General features: G+C 51.2%; 18 protein-coding genes. 11 read left to right on the top strand and 7 right to left on the bottom strand.

Translation table 11 applies throughout. The features are described 5' to 3' along the window. Positions 1-436: 436 nt before the first annotated feature. Positions 437-1,699 carry an outer membrane protein transport protein gene (locus PGW97_RS04995; RefSeq protein ID WP_273859020.1) on the top strand — a complete coding sequence of 421 codons (1,263 nt, stop codon included), beginning with the start codon at positions 437-439 and terminating at the stop codon, positions 1,697-1,699. 268 nt (positions 1,700-1,967) lie between these two features. Here the strand turns inward: PGW97_RS04995 and PGW97_RS04990 are convergent, their stop codons facing one another. After that, on the bottom strand, positions 1,968-2,573 hold the full coding sequence (locus PGW97_RS04990) for a peroxiredoxin C (RefSeq protein ID WP_047884035.1): 606 nt from the start codon (positions 2,571-2,573) through the stop codon (positions 1,968-1,970). Between the two features lie 320 nt (positions 2,574-2,893). Between PGW97_RS04990 and PGW97_RS04985 the strand changes: the two genes are divergently transcribed. Then, entirely contained in the window at positions 2,894-4,216 is a 1,323-nt protein-coding gene (locus PGW97_RS04985) for a Na+/H+ antiporter family protein (protein ID WP_217393217.1), read from the top strand. A gap of 158 nt (positions 4,217-4,374) precedes the next feature. Here the strand turns inward: PGW97_RS04985 and PGW97_RS04980 are convergent, their stop codons facing one another. After that, on the bottom strand, positions 4,375-4,713 hold the full coding sequence (locus PGW97_RS04980) for a Grx4 family monothiol glutaredoxin (RefSeq protein WP_047884033.1): 339 nt from the start codon (positions 4,711-4,713) through the stop codon (positions 4,375-4,377). Between the two features lie 306 nt (positions 4,714-5,019). Here PGW97_RS04980 and sodB point away from each other — a divergent pair, with 306 nt between their 5' ends. Beyond that, on the top strand, positions 5,020-5,604 hold the full coding sequence (gene sodB / locus PGW97_RS04975; protein WP_047884032.1) for a superoxide dismutase [Fe]: 585 nt from the start codon (positions 5,020-5,022) through the stop codon (positions 5,602-5,604). 264 nt (positions 5,605-5,868) lie between these two features. Here the strand turns inward: sodB and asd are convergent, their stop codons facing one another. Continuing rightward, positions 5,869-6,984 carry an aspartate-semialdehyde dehydrogenase gene (gene asd / locus PGW97_RS04970; protein ID WP_107193821.1) on the bottom strand — a complete coding sequence of 372 codons (1,116 nt, stop codon included), beginning with the start codon at positions 6,982-6,984 and terminating at the stop codon, positions 5,869-5,871. Positions 6,985-7,770: 786 nt separating this feature from the next. Here asd and nhaC point away from each other — a divergent pair. The 4 genes from nhaC (at position 7,771) to fldA (ending at position 15,325) form a co-directional block, all read left to right on the top strand. After that, a complete protein-coding gene (nhaC, locus tag PGW97_RS04965; RefSeq protein ID WP_273859017.1) occupies positions 7,771-9,216 on the top strand; it encodes a Na+/H+ antiporter NhaC in 1,446 nt (481 codons plus the stop codon). 365 nt (positions 9,217-9,581) lie between these two features. Further along, positions 9,582-10,931, top strand: coding sequence for a hydroxylamine reductase (gene hcp / locus PGW97_RS04960; protein WP_273859015.1), 1,350 nt, complete (start codon positions 9,582-9,584; stop codon positions 10,929-10,931). Positions 10,932-11,055: 124 nt separating this feature from the next. After that, positions 11,056-14,736 carry a pyruvate:ferredoxin (flavodoxin) oxidoreductase gene (gene nifJ / locus PGW97_RS04955; RefSeq protein ID WP_273859013.1) on the top strand — a complete coding sequence of 1,227 codons (3,681 nt, stop codon included), beginning with the start codon at positions 11,056-11,058 and terminating at the stop codon, positions 14,734-14,736. A 100-nt stretch (positions 14,737-14,836) separates the two neighbouring features. Further along, the gene (fldA, locus tag PGW97_RS04950; protein WP_273859010.1) at positions 14,837-15,325 is read left to right on the top strand and encodes a flavodoxin FldA; all 489 of its coding nucleotides are present in this window, start codon (positions 14,837-14,839) and stop codon (positions 15,323-15,325) included. Between the two features lie 185 nt (positions 15,326-15,510). On the opposite strand, the gene PGW97_RS04945 is transcribed toward fldA, so the two are convergent. The 3 genes from PGW97_RS04945 to yejK form a co-directional block, all read right to left on the bottom strand. Next, positions 15,511-15,867 carry a nitrous oxide-stimulated promoter family protein gene (locus tag PGW97_RS04945; RefSeq protein WP_047884027.1) on the bottom strand — a complete coding sequence of 119 codons (357 nt, stop codon included), beginning with the start codon at positions 15,865-15,867 and terminating at the stop codon, positions 15,511-15,513. A 129-nt stretch (positions 15,868-15,996) separates the two neighbouring features. Continuing rightward, positions 15,997-17,214 (bottom strand): Hpt domain-containing protein, encoded by a 1,218-nt coding sequence (locus tag PGW97_RS04940; RefSeq protein ID WP_273859007.1) that lies wholly within the window; start codon positions 17,212-17,214, stop codon positions 15,997-15,999. 208 nt (positions 17,215-17,422) lie between these two features. Beyond that, positions 17,423-18,436, bottom strand: a complete 1,014-nt coding sequence (gene yejK / locus PGW97_RS04935; RefSeq protein ID WP_273859005.1) for a nucleoid-associated protein YejK — start codon at positions 18,434-18,436, stop codon at positions 17,423-17,425. A gap of 84 nt (positions 18,437-18,520) precedes the next feature. Here yejK and PGW97_RS04930 point away from each other — a divergent pair, with 84 nt between their 5' ends. Beyond that, positions 18,521-18,739, top strand: a complete 219-nt coding sequence (locus tag PGW97_RS04930) for a YejL family protein (protein WP_047884024.1) — start codon at positions 18,521-18,523, stop codon at positions 18,737-18,739. A gap of 51 nt (positions 18,740-18,790) precedes the next feature. Continuing rightward, the gene (locus PGW97_RS04925) at positions 18,791-20,644 is read left to right on the top strand and encodes a DUF3413 domain-containing protein (protein WP_273859003.1); all 1,854 of its coding nucleotides are present in this window, start codon (positions 18,791-18,793) and stop codon (positions 20,642-20,644) included. Positions 20,645-20,968: 324 nt separating this feature from the next. On the opposite strand, the gene PGW97_RS04920 is transcribed toward PGW97_RS04925, so the two are convergent. Further along, on the bottom strand, positions 20,969-21,241 hold the full coding sequence (locus PGW97_RS04920) for a hypothetical protein (RefSeq protein ID WP_047884022.1): 273 nt from the start codon (positions 21,239-21,241) through the stop codon (positions 20,969-20,971). 326 nt (positions 21,242-21,567) lie between these two features. Between PGW97_RS04920 and PGW97_RS04915 the strand changes: the two genes are divergently transcribed. Continuing rightward, the gene (locus PGW97_RS04915; RefSeq protein ID WP_273859002.1) at positions 21,568-22,263 is read left to right on the top strand and encodes an SDR family oxidoreductase; all 696 of its coding nucleotides are present in this window, start codon (positions 21,568-21,570) and stop codon (positions 22,261-22,263) included. A gap of 213 nt (positions 22,264-22,476) precedes the next feature. Further along, positions 22,477-24,147 (top strand): sensor domain-containing diguanylate cyclase, encoded by a 1,671-nt coding sequence (locus PGW97_RS04910; RefSeq protein WP_273859001.1) that lies wholly within the window; start codon positions 22,477-22,479, stop codon positions 24,145-24,147. Positions 24,148-24,229: the final 82 nt, after the last annotated feature.

Below are 24,229 nucleotides of genomic sequence, written 5' to 3'. Positions count from 1 at the left end.
TTTGTCCTCATGCTACGTGCCCTTTGCTCTTTGATTTTCTCTTTACGGTTTGTCATAGCCCGACATTTCGCTGCGCCATCGCAATCTATTTTGTGATCGTAATAGCAAATACGAAAACGCAGAAAAAAAGAGACACAGTGAAAATTAAACGCTCGCACTTTTAGCGCCTGATTCATTCAAACAACACCTTCACCGCGCTTCTGAAAAGAAGTCTCACAGAGCAATCAATAGAGTAAATAATCCAAACGGTCATTTCATTTTTATTGACCACTTTGAAATTAAGACGCTGAGTTTTCGTATATTTTATAAAAAACCCATTGTTAACGACATGTTAACAATGGGTTTTTCCGTCTTTATACTGCTTTTGACCGACTGGAGAGGTTCAACAATTTTCATTCACGGACAGAACAATCAGAATTATTAAAAGGCGAACATCATGGATAGAAAAATCGAACCCACGCTCCTTCCTGCAACTTGTATCTTCCTGTCATTCAACACATTTGCTGCCGGATTTCAGGTGAATGAGCACTCCGCCTCTGGACTTGGCAGAGCATTCGCCGGCGAAGCGGCCATTGCCGACAACGCCGCGTCGCTGGCCCATAACCCGGCATCAATGACCCGATTTGACCGCATGCAGATTGCCGGCGCATTAACCTTACTGAACCCGGAAGTCGATATTGAAACACTCAATACCGAGCCACCTCAGAGATACAATGACATCGCGCCATTTGCGGCAATACCGGCCTCTTACTTCATCCAGCCGGTCAACGACCAGTGGGCATGGGGGCTGGCGCTGTTTTCGTCCTATGGCGTCGCCACCGAATACCCGACGAAAGCCCATTTCGGGTCACTGGCCGGTAAAACGGATTTACTGACCATCAACATCAACCCAAACCTGGCATGGCGTATCAATGAACACTTGAGTGTCGGCGCGGGCGTGTCACTGGTTTACGCCGATGCTGAACTCAAAAGGCATTTTGGCGGGTTGTCGACCGCTTACGGCATCTCGCCATCCCAGGATCTCGTCAAGATGACCGGCGACACCTGGGAATGGGGCTGGAATGCCGGGATACTGTGGGAGCTGAATACCAATCATCGCTTTGGCCTTAATTATCGGTCGCAGGTGGATTTGGACTTCAGCGGTGAATTTGTTGACTCTCAGGGTGCCAGTATTCCCGGCGCCTCGTCTGATACCCCACAAAAAACAACCAGTGACTTAACCGTGGTGCTCCCTGCCATTGCAGAATTCAGTGGCTATCATCAGTTCACCAGCCAGTGGGCGCTTCATTATAGTATTCAGTGGAGCCAGTGGAGTGAATTTAAAGAGCTCAGGGCAACCAGTAAGGAATGCCGCAACAGCTTGTGTCTGCTGAAAGAAGAAGATTTTGATGACAGTTTCCGTTATTCCATCGGTGCCACTTACTTTTTATCGCCGCAATGGACCTTACGTGCCGGCTATTCCTACGATGAGCAAGCCGGTGCCGCAACGCTGAGCATTCCTGATGCCAGCCGTTACTGGTATGCGACAGGCGCGACTTATCGCTACACCTCTCAGTGGTCATTCGATGTCGGTATCATGTACATCCGAGGAAAAAGGGATACATTTACAGAAACGTATGTGGATGGGCAGGAATACCAGTTCCGCAGTGCGAAAAGCGACGCCTGGGCGGGCTCAGCCCAAGTTAACTATACGTTCTGATGACTGTATTTAACGCAATTAATCTCAATGCGTTAAAGCTTACACACACCAAATGACACGGCAAGGATTCACCAGCCAGAAACCATGTCGCGTCCACTGTATGAACGAAAAAGGCTAGCCAACCGGCTAGCCTTTGATTATCAGTGACGCTATTGATTGCTTCTTACTATTGATTGTTTCTTACTTCTGGGTGTTTCTTAATTCACTGATAGCTTTTTGGCTTCACAGTATTTGCGTATCACGCCAGCGCAAGGGCCAATGAAAGTGATTACAGATCGTCAGTGTGTGCAGACAGGTATTTAGCGACACCTTCTGGTGACGCGTTCATCCCTTCTTTTCCTTTTTCCCACTGCGCCGGACACACTTCACCGTGCTCTTCGTGGAATTGCAGCGCATCGACCATACGCAGCATTTCGTCGATATTACGCCCCAGAGGTAGATCATTCACGACTTGATGACGCACAATACCGTGTTTATCAATCAGGAATGAACCACGGAAAGCCACACCGGCTTCCGGATGCTCAACATCGTACGCCTGGCAGATTTCATGCTTGGTATCAGCCACCAGCGGATATTGGACAGCACCGATACCGCCGTCTTCCACCGCCGTGTTACGCCAAGCATTGTGAGTGAACTGTGAGTCAATCGATACGCCAATCACTTCCACGCCACGTGCTTTGAACTCGTCGTATCGCTTATCAAAAGCGATCAGCTCAGATGGGCATACGAAAGTGAAATCCAGTGGATAGAAGAAAAGAACAGCCGGCTTGCCTTCAATGTGCACATTCAGGTTGAAACGCTCAACAATCTCACCGTTACCCAATACAGCAGCGGCAGTAAAATCAGGGGCAGGACGGCCTACAAGTACGCTCATAACAAACTCCATGTTGAAAACGCCGGGCAGATAAACGCAGCCGGCAGAGTGGTTAGTCAGCCGTTATAACGCTATGATCTAACGACTGGTTCTAGATAATGTTCTGGCTGAACCAGTATAGGCAGACCATGATGACAACGATAAGACATGGCGCACAGATAAAGAAATTTGCCGCGAATATGAATTTTTACTCGACATGTTGTCATTTTTCAGCAAACTGATCGTTTTTGAGCAAAAAGCCAAAAATAAATAAGAAATACTGCATACCTTTGCAGTAACACGTAATTTTATGACATACACAACGGACGGATCTTAAGTATATGAACCCTGTAGTGATATCGGTATGCGTAATGCTTTTGCTCGCACTGATGCGGGTAAATGTTGTTGTCGCGCTTACCTTCAGTGCCATACTCGGCGGTCTGATTGGCGGACTACCCCTGGCTGAAACGATCTCTGCCTTTGAAGGCGGCTTAGGTGGCGGAGCAACAACCGCGCTGAGTTACGCAATGCTAGGCACCTTTGCCGTAGCCATTTCCCGTTCAGGCATCACAGATGTTCTGGCGCAAAAAGTCATTACCCGTATTAGCGGCCACCATAATGCGGCGGCGGCAACCGGCGTTAAATATTCCGTTCTTACCATTCTTGTGCTGTTAGCCATCTCTTCTCAGAACGCGATCCCGGTACATATTGCTTTCATTCCGATTGTCATCCCGCCCCTGCTGCATGTTTTTGCCAAGCTGAAGCTGGATCGCCGTCTGATCGCCTGTGTACTGACTTTCGGCCTGGTGACTCCGTACATGGTGCTGCCGCTGGGCTTTGGCGGTATCTTCCTGAACAACATCCTGCTGAAAAATCTGCATGACAACGGTCTGGATGTCAGCGCGGCTCAGGTACCTTACGCGATGCTGTTACCGGCGATGGGGATGGTGTTTGGCCTGCTGCTGGCCGTGTTTGTCAGCTACCGCAAACCACGTGAATACTCGGAAGAGAAAATCCTGGCCAACGAGCCTGAACACGCCACCATTAACATGCACCATGTGTATATCGCCATGGTTGCCATTGTCGCCGCGTTGGGTGCTCAGGTGTTCAGTGGCTCAATGATCATCGGTGGTTTGATTGGCTTTATGGTGTTTACGTTCGCCGGTGTGATTAAGTGGAAAGAAACCCACGATGTGTTCACTAAAGGTGTTCACATGATGGCGATGATTGGTTTCATCATGATTGCTGCGGCTGGCTTTGCTTCCGTCATGAAAGCCACAGGCGGCGTAGAAACGCTGGTCAGCTCTCTGGCAGACGTCATTGGCGACAACAAACCGATGGCAGCTCTGCTGATGCTGGTTGTGGGTCTGCTGGTAACTATGGGTATCGGCTCATCGTTCTCGACGATTCCGATTCTGGCCACTATTTATGTGCCGTTGTGTCTGACTTTCGGCTTTTCACCGCTGGCAACCGTTGCGCTTGTAGGTACTGCCGCCGCTCTGGGTGACGCGGGGTCCCCTGCTTCAGACTCTACACTGGGTCCGACATCTGGCCTTAACGCTGATGGACAGCACGAGCATATCTGGGAAACCGTCGTACCGACATTCATCCACTATAACCTGCCGCTTATTGCATTTGGTTGGCTGGCGGCCATGGTGCTGTAATCTCAGCGACACTGACCACACCATCCGTTCCCTCATGAGGGGATCAGACAAAAAGACCGCTTCGGCGGTCTTTTTTCTTTCACCGGCTTATTGCCCTGCAGATAAACAAAAACCCCGGCCATTTGGCCGGGGTTTCAGTTGCGTTCAGCAATAATGCCTTATTCGGCAGCGGCACCGTCGCGGCGCTCAGCAGCTTCTTTGATCAGCGGCTGAAGTTCACCTTTCTGGAACATCTCAATGATGATGTCACAACCGCCAATCAGTTCACCTTCAACCCATAGCTGTGGGAAAGTCGGCCACTGTGCGTAAGCAGGCAGTTCAGCACGGATATCTGGGTTTTGCAGGATATCGACGTAGGCAAACTTCTCACCACAAGCCATCAGTGCTTGAGAAGCTTGAGAAGAAAAGCCACAGCTAGGCAGTTTTGGTGAGCCTTTCATGTACAACAGAATTGGGTTTTCGGCAATCTGCTGCTTAATTTTGTCGATGGTTTCCATAGCTTCCTCTTACGACTTGCTTATAAGTTAAATATATCAGTCCCTCATTCTACTTTGTCAGCCAGGAGAAAAACAGGACTTAATTATAGGGTTATTCAAGACCGAACTTTTTTACCCCGAACACTTTTAATAAAGAAAAAAGTTGCTAAAATGATTTCAAAGTCGCAAACGGCCCTTTACCTTAAAATTATAGTTATTCAGGTACCGCGGTCCTTTCGATGTGAGTCAGTTTCAAAAAAGTTGGCTGATGCCGACTGGAAGCAATGTCGAGGGGATATCCCCCAAACCAAAATGGAGAACCGAGCAATGGCATTTGAACTACCAGCTCTACCTTATGCAATCAACGCTCTTGAGCCGCACATCTCTCAAGAAACTCTTGAGTACCACCACGGCAAACACCACAACACTTACGTGGTTAAGCTGAACGGTCTGATCGAAGGTACTGAGCTAGAAAACCAATCTCTGGAAGAAATCATCAAGACTTCTACTGGCGGCGTTTTCAACAATGCAGCTCAAATCTGGAACCACACTTTCTACTGGCACTGCCTGAGCCCAAATGGTGGCGGTGAGCCAACTGGCGAAGTGGCTGACGCTATCGTTAAAGCGTTTGGTTCTTTCGAAGAGTTCAAAGCGAAGTTCACTGACGCAGCAATCAACAACTTCGGTTCTTCTTGGACTTGGCTGGTGAAAAAAGCTGACGGTTCTCTGGACATCGTTAACACGTCTAACGCTGGTACTCCTCTGACTGAAGAAGGTGTAACTCCAGTTCTGACTGTTGACCTGTGGGAACACGCTTACTACATCGACTACCGCAACCTGCGTCCAGACTACATGAGCGCGTTCTGGGCTCTGGTTAACTGGGAATTCGTTGCGAAAAACCTGGCTGCTTAATCTGCCCGGTTAACAACGTATCCCGAGTCTGTTTCAGACTCTCTAAACGCCTGCCTTGTGCAGGCGTTTTGTTTTCTGCCCAGCCAGAACCTATTGGCTTTCTTCCCTCGTGCACACGGGCTGTTTTTTCTCTTTTCCCCGCCGCTCCTGTTTATTCCCGCTATAACGTTGCCGCCAAACAGCAGGCATAAAAAAACGCCTGCCAAGGGCAGACGTTTTTGGTGTTTGTGGACTAACCTTGCTTTCGGCAGGTTGTTCTGGCACTTAGTGTTTTTCAGCCAGAATAATACGCAGCGTACGACGCAGCGGCTCCGCAGCACCCCACAGAAGCTGATCACCAACGGTGAATGCATTCAGGAAGTCGTCGCCCATGGCCAGTTTGCGCAGACGCCCAACTGGCACAGTCAGCGTACCGGTTACTTTCGTCGGGCTTAGTTCTTGTGCTGTGATATCGCGATCGTTCGGGATCACTTTCACCCAATCGTTGTGAGATGCGATGATTTCTTCGATCTCGTCCAGCGGCACATTTTTCTTCAGTTTCAGCGTCAGTGCCTGGCTGTGACAACGCATTGCGCCGATACGTACGCAAGTACCGTCGATAGCAATCGGGTTGCTTTCCGTACCCAGGATCTTGTTGGTTTCTACCGAACCTTTCCACTCTTCTTTGCTCTGGCCGTTGTCGCGCTTAACGTCGATCCACGGAATCAGAGAGCCTGCCAGCGGTACACCAAATTCTTGGGCAGGGAAGTTTGAAGAGCGCATGACCTCAGCCACTTTACGGTCGATATCCAGAATAGAGGTAGATGGATCAGCCAGCTCACTTGATACTGCGTCATTGATCACGCCCATCTGGCTGATCAGTTCACGCATGTTCTTGGCACCGGCACCTGACGCCGCCTGATAGGTTTGCGCCGTCATCCACTCAACCAGACCGGCTTTGTACAGACCGCCAACAGCCATCAGCATCAGGCTGACAGTACAGTTACCGCCTGCAAACGTGGTCACCCCTTTGTGCAGACCCTGAACCATTTGATCGTAGTTCACAGGATCCAGCGCAATGATGGCATCATCTTTCATTCGCAGCGTTGACGCGGCATCAATCCAGTAGCCTTTCCAACCAGCCTGGCGTAGCAGCGGGTACACCTTCTCGGTATAGCTGCCACCCTGACAGGTAATGATAGCGTCCAGTTTTTTCAGACTCTCGATATCAAACGCGTCCTGAAGGACACCGGCATCTTTACCAAAATTTGGGGCAGGAATCCCAATCTGGGAGGTAGAAAAGAAAACCGGCTCAATCAGATTGAAATCACCTTCTTCTACCATGCGCTGCATTAGGACAGAGCCCACCATACCGCGCCAACCCACTAAGCCTACTTTCATCATGTGCACAACACTCCCTGATCATTTCCTATCGGTTGAACTATCGAAAACATCATTTCACTGGCATGACGTTGTCGATAGCAGTAACGACAGCCAGCCCTCATCTATATTAATTTCAGCTCCGAAACACAAGTAATTTATGCACCGGCGCTGTAAGAAAAATCACTTCAGTGTAATGGAATTACTCGGCGAGATCATTTCCCTGGTGTTTAACTGCTGCAAATTCATGCTTTCAATTGTCGAGATTTGTGGGCCAGAAATCAGCCACATCTGGAGCAAACAACCACCGAAACAAATGATAATGAACAAAAACATAGCCAATAATCAAAAAATGCAACGTAACATCATAAATTTAACTCATCACTTTTTTTGATCATTTCAACACACACTGATAACCTATAAAAGAAAATACAGGCGATATTTTAATCTGAATTATTAGATAAAAATTATCTTTAAAACTACAAACACAGGGAAATACACAAAAGGACACAACTAATACCCACAGTTAAAAAACAACCAAAACACAACATTCACACGCAAAATTAACATTAATTTAAATAGTATTTATGTTTTTTTAAGTGTTTTATCGAAGTGGTTGGATGAGCTCACAGAAAGTGACATTTTCTATCGCCGCACCTCCAGCAATCGGCTAGAGTAGCGGCGATTTAACGTTGGCACCTATATTGGGCATCCTGCCATAAGAATTATTAAATACCTGCCTCCAATTATTACAAGCAAACAGGAGGCTGCTTTTATGTACAGGTTCGAACTTACAAGGTTAGAAGTATGAACACACAGACTGTGAAACTACCATCGCTGACACAGGTTGTTATCGCGCTTGGTATCTTTCTTGCGCTGGCATTTTCGTTCACCGCTAAACTCGATCTGCCAATCCAGCTGGCACTTTATATCGGCTGGTTTGTCATTATGTTGCTTGGTCTCAAGCTTGGTCACGATTACAAATCGCTGGAAAAAGCGGCAACTCAAGGTATCGCTAACGGTCTTGGCGCTGTCCTTATCCTGCTTGCCGTGGGGGCGCTGGTCGGCACCTGGATTGCCGGTGGTATTGTTCCGACGATCATCTACTACGGCCTGAAAGCCATTCACCCGTCTATCTTCCTGCTGGCAACCATGCTGATCTGTTCCATGACAGCTCTGGCTACCGGTACTTCATGGGGTGCGGCAGGTACAGCAGGTATCGCCATGATGGGGATTGGTCAGGGGCTGGGAATTCCGGCACCAATGACTGCCGGTGCGGTTCTGTCAGGCTGTTACTTCGGTGACAAAATGTCTCCGCTGTCTGACTCCGTGATCTTGGCATCTTCAATGTCTAACGTTGAAATCGTGGAACACATCAAAGGCATGCTGCCAATCGCACTGATCAGCTACGTGATCACCGGTATCCTGTTTACGGCTGTGGGTTTCCACTACGCCGGTAACGTGGACATGTCACAGGTTGAATCTGTGATCACCGCGATGGAACAACAGTTTGTGATTTCTCCTTTCTCCTTTGTCCCTGTGATTATCGTGCTGGCGCTGCTGGCAATGCGCATGCCTTCATTCCCGGTGATTTCCTTTGGTTCACTGCTAGGTATTGCCTGGGCGGTACTGATTCAGGACATGGATCCACTGGTTGCCTTTAATACTGCATGGGCACCATTCTCGATTAACTCTGGTGTAGACTTCATCGATGCCATCCTAAACCGCGGCGGCATGTCATCCATGCTGGGCTCAGTGGCTGTTATCGTATTCGGTCTGGGCTTTGGTGGCCTGCTGGATAAAGTCGGTGTTCTGCAAACCATCGCTAAAATGTTCGAGAAGCGTGTTAACTCTGCAGGCAGCCTGTCAGTGTCGACGATCGCAACAGCGTTTCTGGGCAACGTATTTGGCTCGGCGATGTATGTATCGCTGATTCTGACGCCAAAAATCTGTGCCAAGAACTACGACCGTCTGGGCTTCCAGCGTAAGAACCTGTCCCGTAACGCCGAATTTGGCGGTACGCTGACATCAGGCATGGTGCCTTGGAGTGACAACGGCATCTACATGGCGAGTATTCTGGGTGTTGCCACCTTCTCATACGCACCGTTCATGTGGCTGAGCTTCGTCTGTATTCTGGTAACCATCATCTCGTCTTACATGGGCTGGTTTGTTGACCGCTGCCCACCAAAAGCCATTGATGAGCCTGAACAAGACGAACAAACTGCGGTAACCGGTCAGCAGCAGACGGCATAATCGCCCACTGCACCAGACTAACCCAGTTAAGAGAGAAGAGCGCCATCAGGCGCTCTTTTTATTTGCCTGATAATACTTTTTGTATGCTGATGAAATCAGGCACTCTTTCCCCCTCTCTGGTTCATTTTTCGCACCTGTCACTCCGCTCCGCTCCCAACACTCAGAGTTCCATCTGTGTTCCAATGGCTTCGCTGCAATTACCGGATACCCCTAAAGCGTTAATTTCGCTGTTTACCCCCACATAAGTTACATCTGATATATATCTTTATATTCATCCCTGATCTTGATCAATGATCGCACCTGACTATCACCGTATTCTCACTCTCATAAAGATGCAATATAAATACACCTTTAAGGATGCAACGATGTCTAACCTAGCAATGTTCTGCCACCAATGTTCCATGGCTCAAACCGGCGGCTGCGGTAGCTCCGGGAAAACGCAGGGAACCTGCGGTAAAGATGACACTCTGTCTCGCCTGCAGGATATTATGATTTTTGGTCTGAAAGGCCTGTCAGCTTACCGTACGCATGCCAATGATCTGGGGGCCGCCACCAAGTCGGTTGATGATGTCATTGCAGAAACGTTGTACTTCACCCTGACCAACGTGAATTTCAGCTTTGACCAACACATTGCGCAACTAATGAAAGTCGGCGCTGCCGGCAGCGAAATCATGTCACGCCTTGGGGAAGCCCATCATCAGCGTTTGGGCGTACCGACCCCGGTATGTGTCCCGCAGAACAAAGCAGAAGGCAAAGGTATTCTGGTCACTGGCCACGATCTGGAACTGCTGGAACGGCTGCTGATCGCGACCGAAGGAACAGGCATCAACATCTACACCCACTCCGAAATGTTGCCGGCGCACGGCTACCCGGAGCTGCGTAAGTACCCGCACCTTAAAGGGAACATCGGTAAAGCCTGGTTCGATCAAAAACAGCTGTTCCAGAAATGGAACGGCACTATTATCGTCACCACCAACTGCATCGTGCCGCTGACAGGACGCGCTGATTATGCTGATCGCCTATACCGCTACGGTATTGTCGGCATTGATGGCTGCCGTCAGCTGGGCGAGGACTTTGCTCCGCTGATTGAACACACGCTGAGCCTGCCGGATATTGAAGGCTTCGACAGCGACGAGACCCTAACAACCGGCCACAACTACAAAACTATTCTGGGGCTGGCACCGCAAATCCTAGATGCGGTAAACAGTGGGAAAATCAAACAGTTCTTTGTAGTTGCCGGCTGCGATAAACCAGGCAAACAAAACGATTACTACCGAGACCTGGCACTGTCTATCCCGCAGGATTGCATCATCCTGACCTCGTCATGCGGCAAGTTCCGTTTCAACGACCATGACTTTGGTACGATACCCGGCACCGAGATTCCTCGCTATATCGACCTGGGCCAATGTAATGACAGTTACGGCGCTGTCATGATTGCGCTGGCACTGAGCGATGCCATGGGCGTTCCGGTCAATGATCTGCCGGTCAACATCGTTCTGTCGTGGATGGAGCAGAAAGCCGTACTGATTCTGCTGGCGCTGTTCAATCTGGGTATCCAGAACATTTATCTGGGCCCGAATCCACCGGAATTTGTGAATGAGGCCATTTTTGAATTCCTGCAACAGCAGTTCAACCTGAAACTAACCAGTGATGTCAAAACGGATCTGGACGCCATGCTCAATCCTCAGCCAACGCTGAGTGTGGTTGACGCGTAAGCCTTTCAGCACCGTCGTACACTTCCGGGCCGGCCTCTCGCTACCCACTTGGGGTTGGCCCACCTCCCTTTCACCACATCGGCACCCAGAAGGCCGGTACTGTGTTCAGTCGCAGGAGTGAGTCATGTCTATTACTGAGCAACCCGGTATCGCAGACAAAGCAATGATACCGGCAAATCCATCTACCCCCGTGTTTGTCACTATGGATGGCAATGAAGCCGCAGCCTCCGTGGCTTATCGCTGCAATGAGGTTATCGGCATCTACCCGATCACGCCATCATCGCCGATGTCCGAAGCCTGTGAACAATGGGAATCGCAAGGTCGGGAAAACCTGTGGGGACAGGTACCACGCGTCATTGAGATGCAATCGGAAGGCGGTGCCGCCGGTGCCGTTCACGGCGCATTAATGGCCGGGGCGCTCGCGACCACTTTCACCTCTTCTCAAGGATTGCTGCTGAAAATCCCGAATATGTACAAAATTGCCGGAGAGCTGACGCCATTTGTCATACACGTGGCTGCTCGCACGCTTGCCACCCACGCGCTGTCTATCTTCGGTGACCACTCCGATGTCATGGCTGTACGGCAGACAGGGTTTGCCATGCTGGCTGCCGGCAGTGTCCAGCAGGCGCATGATTTTGCGCTGATCAGTCAGGCCGCAACACTGGCCAGCCGAATCCCTTTCGTGCATTTCTTTGATGGTTTCCGCACTTCGCACGAAATCAATAAGATCGCGTTTATCGACGACCATACCCTGCAGGCGATGATCGACCCGGCTCATGTCGAGGAGTTTCATCAGCGCGGGCTGACGCCGGACGCACCCAGCATACGCGGAACCGCCCAAAACCCGGACACATTCTTCCAGGCACGGGAAGCCGCCAATTTGTTTTATCAAGCCTGCCCGGATGTGGTGGCCGACTGCATGACACAATTTGGCCGCCTGACAGGCCGTTTTTACCAGCCGTTCACCTACCACGGTGATCCGGCGGCCACCGATATCATCATTGTGATGGGCTCTGCCAGCGCTGCTGTCCAGCAGGCCGTTGCTTTTCTCAACCAGCAGGGCCATGCCGTGGGTGTGCTTACCGTACATCTGTATCGGCCGTTCTCGTTCAAGCATTTTATTGACGCTCTGCCCGCTACCATCAAACGCATTGCAGTTTTGGATCGCACCAAAGAGCCGGGGGCAACCGGCGAGCCTCTGTATCAAGATGTATGCGCCGCCCTGCAACAGGCCTGTCGCCAGTCACAGTATCCGCACTTGCCGGATATCGTAGGCGGCCGCTACGGCCTTTCCTCTAAGGAGTTTACCCCGGCCCATGCTGCCCGCGTCTTTGAAGCCCTCAAGACGGGAACCCTGCACCAATCTTTCACGGTCGGTATCCAGGATGACATTACTCACCTGTCACTCCCTCAACCCGTAGAGCCACTGAGAGAGCCAGAGAGCCGATTCCGTGCCCTATTTTACGGTTTAGGTGCCGATGGTACGGTCAGTGCCAATAAAAACACCCTGAAAATTTTGGGTGAACATACTCCGCTGCATACGCAGGGGTACTTTGTATATGACTCGAAAAAGTCCGGCGGGGTGACGGTCTCTCATCTGCGTATTGATTCCGTGCCAATCGAAGCGCCCTACCTGATTGAACAGGCCGAATTTATTGCCTGTCACCAATTTGAATTCATTCATAAATTGGCCATGTTCGAGAAAGCAGCACCGCAGGCAACCCTGCTGCTGAACAGCCCGTACCCGGCTGATCAGGTATGGCAACATCTGCCACGCGAAGTACAGAGCACGATTATCAACAAACAGCTCCGACTCTATGTTATCGACGCGGTCAGCCTAGCCCGTCAGCTGGGTCTGAAAAATCGGATTAACACCGTGATGCAGGCCGCTTTCTTTTCCCTGAGCGAATTGCTGCCGATAGACACAGCGCTGAGCGCGCTGAAAACAGCCATCAGCCGCAGCTACAGCAAACGCGGACCGGCCATTGTGGATGCCAACCATGCCGCGGTTGACGCCACCGTTGCCCGCCTGGCACAGGTTGCTATTCCGGAACAAGCCAGCGCAGCGCACTCTCGCCCGCCGGTGGTCAGCCCAGATGCACCGGCGTTTATCCAACAGGTCACCGCTCTGATGATGGCCGACAAAGGTGACTTGTTGCCGGTCAGTGCATTCCCGGTTGACGGTAAATGGCCGACGGCGACCTCACTGTGGGAAAAACGCAACATCGCGCAGGAAATCCCGGTCTGGGAAGCGGATTTGTGTACCCAGTGCAATATCTGTACGCTGATTTGCCCACACGCGGCAATCCGGGCCAAAGCCGTTGCTCCGGGTGAACTGAGCGAAGCACCGGCTGGTTTCAAACACACCGATTACAAACAACGGGATTTCAAAGGTCAGGCCTATACCCTGCAAGTATCGCCGATGGATTGCACCGGTTGTAATCTGTGTACCGAAGCGTGCCCAGCCAGTGAACCGAGCCCGGAACCCGGCCAGCCAGTCCGAAAAGCACTGAACATGTCGGCCAAAGCCCCGCAACAGGCTGAACAGCAGCGACACTTTGCCTATTTCCAGACTCTACCTGAGCTCAAGCGCATTGACATCAAACGGATTGACGCGCGCTCCAGTCAGCTGCTGCAGCCCCTGTTTGAATTCTCGGGAGCCTGCTCCGGCTGCGGCGAAACCTCCTACATTAAGCTGCTGACTCAGCTGTTTGGCGATCGCCTGCTGATAGCTAACGCGACCGGCTGCTCGTCCATCTACGGCGGGAACCTGCCGACAACCCCGTACAGCACCGACAGCCAGGGCCGGGGCCCAGCCTGGGCAAACTCCCTGTTTGAAGATAACGCCGAGTTCGGGCTAGGTATGCGCCTCGCCCTGAACAGCAAGCGAGACCGAGCGTTGAGCCTGCTGAGCGATAGTCAGGCCCTGCTACCGGAAGAGCTGGCCACACAAATCCGCCAAGATGCTTTCGACAGCAGCGAGGCTGCCGTCATTCGTCAGCGCCAGAACCTGTCAACACTCAAAGAATACCTTGCCGAGAATGCAGAAACAGGTGCGCTGCTGGCCAGATCTGACGATCTGGTCGCGAAGAGCAACTGGATTGTCGGCGGTGACGGCTGGGCTTACGACATCGGATTTGGCGGGTTGGACCATGTCCTCGCCGGGAGCGATAACGTCAACGTGCTGGTGATGGATACTCAGGGATACTCCAATACCGGAGGGCAGCAGTCTAAAGCCACCCCAACCGGCGCTATTGCCAAGTTTGCCAGTCAGGGAAAAACCAGCGACGGCAAAGACCTCGCGGTTCACATGATGATGCACGGCAATGTCTACGTCGCCAAAATCGCGCTGGGCGCAAACATGAATCAGGCCGTCAAAGCCTTGCAAGAGGCCGAAGCTTACCCCGGCCCGTCTCTGGTGATCGCTTATTCGCCTTGCATTACCCATGGCTATGACATGGCAGAAGGCGTCAGCCACCAGCAACTGATGGTCGAAACCGGGTTATGGCCGCTGTTCCGCTTTGATCCGCGCCGTCTGGACAAAGGCCGCGCCGCACTGCAACTGGACTCCAAACCACCCAAGCAGGATGTAGAAGCGCTGGTCAGCCGCGAAGCACGCTTTACCCAGTTGCAACGCAAGCATCCTGAACGGTATGCCCAGTCGTTGTCCCAGCTTCGCCGTCAGGTTGCCCACAAACAACGTCTGCTGGCTCAGTTGGCCGACTGGACACCGTTAGAACCGGAGAAGCCCGCGGAGACAACGCCGTCCATTCCGACTAGGCAACCAGCGCCCCACCAGCAATAAACCGATTTAACTGCGGCAGCCTCTGTTAAGGCCGCAGCTCAACACTTGATACCAATGTCTGCCAGAGTCACGACTCTGGCAAAAGCAACAGGAGACACACATGGCTAACGTTGGAATTTTCTTCGGCAGCGATACCGGTAACACAGAAAAAGTGGCAATGATGATCGCCAATCGTCTTGGCCTTGAAGCGCAGGACATTGCCGGTCTCAGTCACGACATCTTTGATGCGTATGATCTACTGATTCTCGGCACTCCGACGGCTAACTACGGCGAAATGCAGCCGGACTGGGATTACTTTGTCCCGGAGCTGGAAGAAGCCGATTTAACGGGAAAAAAAGCCGCTTTGTTTGGTCTTGGCGATCAAATTGATTACCCGGACAGTTATCTGGATGCCATGGGCGATCTGGCCGATCTGGTCATGCAGGCTGGCGGCGAGCTGATTGGCCAATGGCCCGCAGAAGGTTATCAGTTCAATGACTCCCGCGCATTTCGGGATGGTCGGTTCATCGGGCTGGCACTGGATGAAGATCGTCAGCCGGAACTGACCGAAGATCGCGTCGCAACCTGGCTGGCGAGCCTTGGTCTGTAGGTTGTAGGTTGTAGGTTGTAGGTTGTAATTCTAGTAACAGCCCCCCGGCTAGCCAGTACGTGCAGGTGGTCAAACATGACATTTCTCCGAAGTGGCCCCAAGCTAAGCTGAAAATAACAACGGAAACGAAGACAAAGGGCTGCCAGCAGGCGGCCCTTTGTCATGTTGAACCATAGAGAATAAATTCAGGAAGACACCGAAGACGAGGATTCCGTCTCACAACGTCGGAGACAGTCGATCTTAAACTTCAGCGCTTTAATTGGCTGTCGCCAGGCAAATTTGCGCATTGACCAGCGCAGGACATGAACAAAGTGCAATCTTTTGGCAGGTTGATAACAGGGCGTTTCACACACCAGGCAATTCGGTTTGGCTTCCCCTAACCGGCAACTGGCGATGCGCTTTTCAACATAGTCAATCAGCCCTTCACATTCGGGACAAACAATCGCCCCCCGATGCAGCGTTTTACAATAAAGCCTTATCATCGCCTTAGTGATGTCCAGTTCACGCTGCTGTCGAACCGGTTCGTTGGATTGAATATTCATAACGGCGGTATTATCCACCGCCGTTTGAAGATTCCTCTGATCCAGATCAACTGTGCGAAATATCACACTTTTTCGCTTACCTTGTTATCGGCGCATCCGAATTGTCTGTTGACCGCATGACTTCGCTTGCTACGCCCCTTCAAACACATCTACTGTATAGCGCCGCGCACTGTCCATGGTATCGTTCAACACCCGGGACAGTGCGTTACAATCATCCAGCGTGACCGGCTGCTGATGTTTGTACTGAGCTTCAATGTGTGCCGCGACCTCTTTCAAAGCCCGGGCTCCCAAACTGCCGGCAACCCCTTTCAGGGTATGCACCAGACGCTGCGCTTCTTCGGTCTGTCCCCCCCGGCGTACCATCGCAGTCAGAGCCGCCGCGTCACCGGCATGCTCTTCGATAAACAGCTCAACCAGCATCTGCACAGCGCTGACATCATTGTCGAGCGATTGCATCAGAAACCGCACATCAATTTCTGCCGCCGGAAGTGCGTTAGCCTGATTTTTGACAGCTTGTCTATTGGTTGCCTGCAACCCGTCTGACGAAGCGGCTGGAGCGGTTGATTCTGGGGATAGTGCGGATGTGGTTACGGTTGCCGATGAAACAAGCGCCTCTGCCGCCTTCGCATCGTTTACCTCTCCGATAAATGGTTCTGCTCTGGCGTTATCGGTATCAGGTTCCACAGCAGGCGTATCACCAGAACCAACATGATGTTTCACTACATCGGTAGCCACGAGCACCACATCTTCCAACGCAACCTGCAGCTGGCGGCAATCTGCTTCTAAGACCACGTTTTCAGAAAGAAAACCGGGCTGGTTAAGCCGTCCGGCGATTTTTCCAGCCTGATCACTGAGCTCACCGGCCCCCAGGCTGGCAGAAACCTCCCTCAGCGCCTCTGCTAATTTGCCGGCGGTCAGATAATCTTGCTGTCGCACAGCCCGCAAAATGTTGTTGCCGTCTTCAGCATGATCAGTCAGAAAAATTTCGAGCAGCAGTACCACTGAGCCAATATCATGATCCATTCGGTCCATTAAATAACTCAAGTCCAGTACTGCCTGCGGTTTTGCACCGCCGGTCAAGACATCTGCATTGAGGTTAATGTCATCGGCCGGGGTCACCCGTGGCGACATGGTATCAGTGTCACATTCAGGCTCACGCTGCTGTCTTAACAGCCCGACGACGCTGACCGCAGCCATGATCCCCACGACCGCTGCCGCATAGCCCCAATCAGCCTGTGAGACAACACCAAGATAGAGCCCGATAAGTGCCACCAAAGCACATCCAATTACGGCAACCACCAGGGTGATTTTACCTGCTTGCCGAGAATGCCAATCTTTCACCATCATGCTGTCTCCTTCCCTGCCGCCGAGGTTCGTTCATGGCAGACCGTTCGGACGGCCGCCACCTGTCCTGTTTTACAGGTCATACGAATCTAAAAATCTATACATCTACTTTAGGCAATAAAGTCAAAAGAGAACAACTCAGGGAAAGCAAACAGTGACTGGGCTGGCAGTAAAAAGCCCGTCACCAGAAGGCAGCGGGCTTTGCGAGGAATCAGTCGTCAGCGTTCAGGCGACGTTGCAGCTGATCTTTGAGGTTAGGCGGGATGCCCTTAATGGTCAGCGTGTCAGTGTCGGCATCGTAAAAAATCCGCTCACCCAGCAACATGCTGTCAAAATTGATGGTCAGGCCGCCGCCGGAACCCACAAACTTGGTCAATTTGCGCATCGCCGTGCGGTCTGCCGGGAAGCTTTCTTCCAGCTCATAACCCTGCTGTGACGTAAACTGGTAAAAATCTGTGCCGTCTTCGGCCGGTGGCAATTCAGCCGCCAGCTCTTTCACCGTCACTTCATCACCGCTTTGCAGCTGGCTGTTGCAGTAATCATAAACCTGCTTGCGATACTGCTGCTTTTCTTCCTTGTCCAAACGCGAGTCTGCACAGAAATCTTCCACCGCCTGCATCAGAACCTGATTCTGGGTTTTCACATCCAGCCCCACTTCTGCCTGCATAAAGTCCAGGAAGAAATCTGCAATCTTACGGCCTACCCGCCCCTTGATGAAGGTCAGATAGCGATTAGATTCTGCATCCGTTTCCATTGTGGAAAGGTCAATGCGCGCGGCAATGTCCATTTTGGCCACATCCAGGTAATCAGTGGCACTGATATCCAGTTGCTCGGTCACTTTCATGCTATGGCAGGTTGGCAGCAGGCCAATGAACAAGTAATCCGTTGCCAGCGACTGGTATTCAGCGATCACCAACGTGCCAACATCAGCAAACGGGTATTTCGCCAGCTCCGTATGCAGACGCTGTGCTGCCTGATTGGAAAAACCGAGAAAATCCAGCTCACCGCGGCGGACCTGTTTCAGCCAGTGGCCGAACTCACTGTCATCAGCGAAGTGACCGAAGCCCTTGGCTCCCTTGCTGCTGTACACACGGTGCAGCTCTGCCACCAGATCTTCAGTTGACGCTGAGTTTTCAAGCGTTTGTTTTCGAAGATGAACTTCAAGCTCATCCTGACCATTCTTAACCAGCTGGTGCAGAATGACGTTTGAAAGGGTAAGGCTCATAATGGAAAAATTTCAGTAAATGTAAAGTGTAGGGTATTATAAGTCGCTTTCTTTAACATTAAATAAGATTAAACAAGACTTCCTATGCCAATTACTTCAAAATACAGCAATAAAAAAGTTGAACAAATCATTGATGATATGTTCGATGTACTTGAGAAGCATGATGCTTCGGCAGAACTGGCACTGATGATTGTGGGCAATATCGCGACCAACATCATCAATGCGGACGTTCCGTCATCGCAAAGGAAGGCCATTGCAGAAAAATTCGCTCAGGCGCTGCAATCCTCTATCAAAGAAGACTAATCTTGTTGGCTTGCGTCACGGCATAACGAAGAGTGGGAAACACTGACATCTATGGTCTCTAGCGGTAACAATTACAAAGAGAAAGTCTCTCAGCTTATCAGCTGGGGACACTGGTTCAGTTTTTTCAATATCATCGCTGCCATGCTTCTTGGTACGCGATATATTGTCCATTCTGAGTGGCCAGACACCCTGTTTGGACAACTCTACCTGGCTTTCAGCTGGGTAGGCCATTTTGGCTTTCTTGTTTTTGGGTTCTACATCCTCATCCTCTTTCCAGCCAGTTTCCTGATCCCGTCTCAGCGTCTGATGCGGCTGTTTGCCGTGCTGGTCGGCACCATCGGACTGACCGCGCTGTTACTCGATACCCATGCGTACGAATCGCTGGATCTGCACCTGAGTCCACTGGTGTGGGACTTGCTGTTGAGCGGAGAAAGAACTGAACTCAATGCCCGTTGGCAGTACCTGTTTATTACCGTACCGGTAATTTTCCTGTTACAGCTGATCCTGTCAGAGTGGCTGTGGCGCAAGTTAAGAAAACTGACTCGCAAGCACGTGGGTGTGCCGATTGCGATGGTATTCGGGATCTGCTTTGTCAGCAGCCACCTGATGTATATCTGGGCCGATGCCAAACTGTATCGCCCGATCACGGTCCAGCGCTCTAATTTCCCGCTGTCATACCCGATGACCGCAAAATCCTTTATGGAAAAACACGGCCTGCTGGATCGTCAGGAATACACCAAAAAACTGAACGCCCAAGGCATCGAAAGCAGCGAGCAGATCCGCTATCCGCTTGAAAAACTAACTTTCAGTGATCCGGGGACCGGCCAGAATTTGCTGGTGATCATGGTAGACGGTTTGCGCAGTGATATGGTTGACAGCGAGACCATGCCGTACCTGACGGCGTTTGCGCGCCAGAACCTGCAATACAGCAATCATTACAGCAGCAGTAATGACGACACATCCGGGTTGTTTGGTCTGTTTTATGGCCTGCCTAGCAGCTACATCAACAGCATTCGCTCGGCGAACACCCCGCCGCTGGTGCTGGATACCCTGCAAAAACGCGGTTACCAGTTTGGGATCTTCAGTGGTGCCGGCCTGAATGATAACCCGCTCTATCGCGACGCTATTTTCTTCGGTCAGCAACTGCCTGACGCAGACAAAGATGAACACAGTGACCAACGCGCCATTGCCGAGTGGACAAACTGGCTGAAAGCCGGTGCCGAAGACAAACAGCCATGGTTCAGCTTTATTGAGCTGACGGCAGTAGAGCGCTTTGAAGAAGGCGGCGACTACGCACAAAAATTTGAACCGGCGATTGGTACAGGTTCTGTCAACAGCAAAGACACCACCCGAATCCTGAAAAACAGTTACCGCAATGCCGCCTACCATGTTGATGAACAGCTGATTGCTATTTTCGATCAACTGGTTGAAAACAACATGATGGACAACACCATTGTTCTGATCACGGCAAACCACGGTACCGAGTTCAATGAAACCGGCACCAACAGCTGGGGCGCTGACAGTAACTACAGCCAGTATCAGCTGAAAGTTCCGATGATCATTCACTGGCCAGGCAGCGTTGCTTCTGTAACAAACCGTCTTACCAGCCATTTGGACGTAGTCCCGACGCTGATGGAATCCATGTTGAGAGCCGCCACTCCGGCATCAACCTACAGCAGTGGTGTGAACCTGTTTACTTCATCGTCTAAACGTCGTTGGATTCTGGCTGGTAATGAGGATGACATTGTCATGATTCAGCCGCAGACAACGACAGTGGTTGATAAATACGGTAACTACCGGGTTTACAACGAAGACTATAAACGCATGGAATCAGCAAAACCGAAATTGTCGACGCTGATGCAAGCCATGCATGAGTTGAAACGCTTTAACCAAAACGAAGATTAGAAAGCGTCTCGCTCTGAGCGACTCAAATAAGTTCAAACCAACAGCAGTGATGCGGGCTAAGGTACAACGCATTAGCCTGGCAAAGATGACCTGAAGCCGTTGGCACAAACAAGCTCACACAGACAAAAGGCAGCCTTCACAACAGGCTGCCTTTTTAGTACGCGACAAAATGGTATGCAGAAAGGATCACCACTCTCCGCATAACCCTAAGCAGAGAGAAGCTTTTTTATTTAGGCACTATTTTAGGCACTATCACCTTGTATACACCGACCTCCTGCTGTGGTCGTAAATAATGTGCCTTCAGATGCTAATAATAGTCAGATGCTAATAATAATCCCGGTTGTCGGCATAGCACTGATCGTAGCCATCGTTCCAGCCGTTGGCATATTTCGGCTCTCGCTTCATCCGCTCGGCATCCTGAAGGAAACCGTCAAGCCGGGTTTTGGCTTCAGTCGTACGGCTACTGCAACCGTCTTGGTAGCCGTCCAGATAATCCCGGGTGAAGCCCAGTTCGAGCAGCCTTTCGTGTCGGGTGTCTGCGCAACCGATCACCAGAACCGCTCCCACCATTAGCGCAAGATACGTCTTCAACATCATCCTGACCCTAACAAGATTAACAACAAGAATATGAAAGTGAACACGTAAAATTTAGCCAGTCACTCCCATCCCCGATGTCTTAACATTAATACTCTGCCTCAATACTCATCCAACGCTCATCCATATCCAGCTAAGCCACCCCAGATTCCCTGCCGCAACAAAGAATTCAGCAATACAGTTGGACTCCCCTGCATCTTGCGCTTCGCCATTAGAGTCAAACCTGACGGTTTACCCTGAACCGGCTGAAGCTGCAACGCTTCGCGATCAACGGTCAGTTTCGCTATCATGAACCATACGCGCCCCTATTTTTATCGAGAGCTAACACTATGACACCTACCCTGCTGATTACTGGTGCGAACCGGGGAGTTGGTCTGGCACTGACCCGAGAATATCTGCATAACGGCTGGCAGGTTTATGCCAGTTGCCGGGATATCTCAGCGGCGCCGGAGTTACAAGCGCTGCAGCAAACACATCCACACCTGACTCTGCTGGAGCTGGATGTTACCGATCACGCGGCAATCCAGTCTCTGAGCCGGAGCCTGTCGGGTATCGCACTGGATTTATTGATCAACAACGCCGGTTATTACGGTCCCAAGGGATACGGCTTTGGTAACACCGATGCCGATGAATGGCGCAAAGTATTAGAAATTAATACAATTGCACCGTTAAAAATGGCTGAGGCGTTTTACCCGCAACTGAAACAAGGCAAACCCGGTATCATTGCCTGCATGTCCTCCAAAGTCGGTAGCATGACGGAAAATACCAGTGGCGGCGGGTACATTTACCGCTCTTCAAAAGCCGCACTCAATTCTGTGGTCAAAAGCCTGTCCAACGATTTGTTCAGCGAAGGCATTCGCTGCATTGCGCTGCATCCGGGTTGGGTACAAACGGAGATGGGCGGACCAAATGCCCTGATTGATGCAGGCACTTCCGCCAAGGGGCTGAAACAGGTTCTGGATCGCCTCCAACCAGAAGATTCAGGCCAGTTCATTGATTATCAGGGGCAATACCTACCCTGGTAGGTGTAAAAAGCAGCCACCAATAAAACATGGCCGATCAATAACCTGTGTCGAGAATTCAATCAATACAGGGCTGGAATTGCACCTTTCATGCGGAGTGACTCGCAATTCTGCTTGCCGCTGGATACGGCCAGAGTATTTTGCGCTATTAGTACCCCATTTCGTTGGCATATACCGTCACAATAGTCTTCAGCTAGGATGTTAAGGGTACAGACCTTGGCTCAAAACGCACTTCTCACACAGTTTTATCAACCTCTGCTCAACAATTGGAGTAAGGCACACGGCTTCCGTACGCTTTGCGAGCTGACCTGTCGTCACTTTGCGCTGGTTTTTGGGGTAGAAAAAATAACGCTGGCGGTCGCGTATAAATCCCACTGGAAAATCATGCTGGACATGACCGAAGCGGGTATCCAGTTTCATCTTCCGCCACTGGTCTTCCCAGAGCATTCCGACGTCCCTTTTCACCAAATGCACAAGGCGGTACGCCAACACAGACCGACTCTGCTTCACGATATCGAGCTAAATCCGGAACCGCATGTTCTCCGCTCTGTAGTCAGCCATACTCAAAAAATCAGGCTATTGCTGCCGCTCGTGCGACGGGGTATTGGTATTGGCTGCCTGACAGTCGACTTACCGGACAATGCAGCCACCCGGCAGCTACAAGAGGACGACTTCCTTCAGCTCAGTACCCTGCTAGCTGCTGAGCTCGACGCCTTCCTGCTCAATGCATCCATCCAGGATGAACACATCGGGCGGCGCAGTGCCGAGCGCGAACTGAAAATCAGTTTGCAGGAGCAACAACACTTACAGCAGCAGCTCCAGACGCTGCACGATATATCCTTCCAGCTGTGGCGGGCCCATTCCATGGACCACATGTTGTTTACTGCAGTGGATGAAGCCAAAAAGCACCTCGACATCGACCGGATGGCCATATTTCTGTTTGAGGAAGGCGAACGGATGCAGGGCACCTATGGAACCGATTTGCAAGGCAATACCGTTGATGAGCACTATTTTGAGTCGGCCATTCCGGATATGTGGTTTGCCACTTTGACGCTGGAGCAGAAGGAGTATCTGGCGATTGAAGAAAATACTCCGCTATACCATGACCTGAAACAGGTCGGGTTTGGCTGGAGCGCCTACGTATCACTGTGGGATGAAGATACCCCTATCGGCTGGATCGCCTGTGATAATCTGCTGAGCGGCATGCCACTGCGGGATTATCATCGGCAAATTCTTAAACAATTCGGTTTCATCGTTTCGCAGCATCTGGTTCGCCGACGCGCCGAAGAACAACTGATCCGGCTCAACACCGAGCTGGAGCAACGGGTTTCCGAACGCACCCTGGCTTTGCTGCAGGCCAATGAAAAGCTGGAGAAAATTTCACGTCAAGATCCGCTGACCGAGGTGGCGAACCGGCGAGTCTTTGATGAAATGTTTGCTGAAGAATGGCGCCGGGCAGAGCGGCACCAGCTCCCGCTCTCCTTGCTGATTATGGATGTCGACCATTTCAAACACTACAACGATAGCTATGGCCATGCCGCCGGTGATCACTGTCTGAAAACGCTGGCGAAAGCATTATCTTCTCTGGAACGGCGGGCTGGGGCATTATTTGCCCGCTATGGCGGGGAGGAGTTTGTCTTGCTGCTGCCGGGACAAGATCAGCAAGCAGCACATTATGCGGCTAAACGTGCGCTGTACGCCGTACAGGCTCTGCAGCTTCCACGAGAAAACGGGGCAGACAGTGCCCCGGATATTGTGACCATCAGTATCGGTGTCAGCACCATTATTCCATCCAGCTGCCGCACCCCCGGAGACTTTTTCAAACAGGCCGACCTGGCACTGTATGAAGCGAAATCAAAAGGCCGGAACCAGTTCTTTGTCGCCTGAGCCATGCTCCGAAATCATACTTTTGAGCCATATTTCTGAGCCATCTGTCTGAGTCATACTTTTGAGCTTTACTCCTGAGGCC

Origin of the sequence: Photobacterium sp. GSS17 (genome assembly GCF_028621875.1) — a bacterium.
GTDB classification, from domain to species: Bacteria; Pseudomonadota; Gammaproteobacteria; order Enterobacterales; family Vibrionaceae; genus Photobacterium; species Photobacterium ganghwense.
This window is presented reverse-complemented; position numbering and strand designations above follow the sequence as displayed.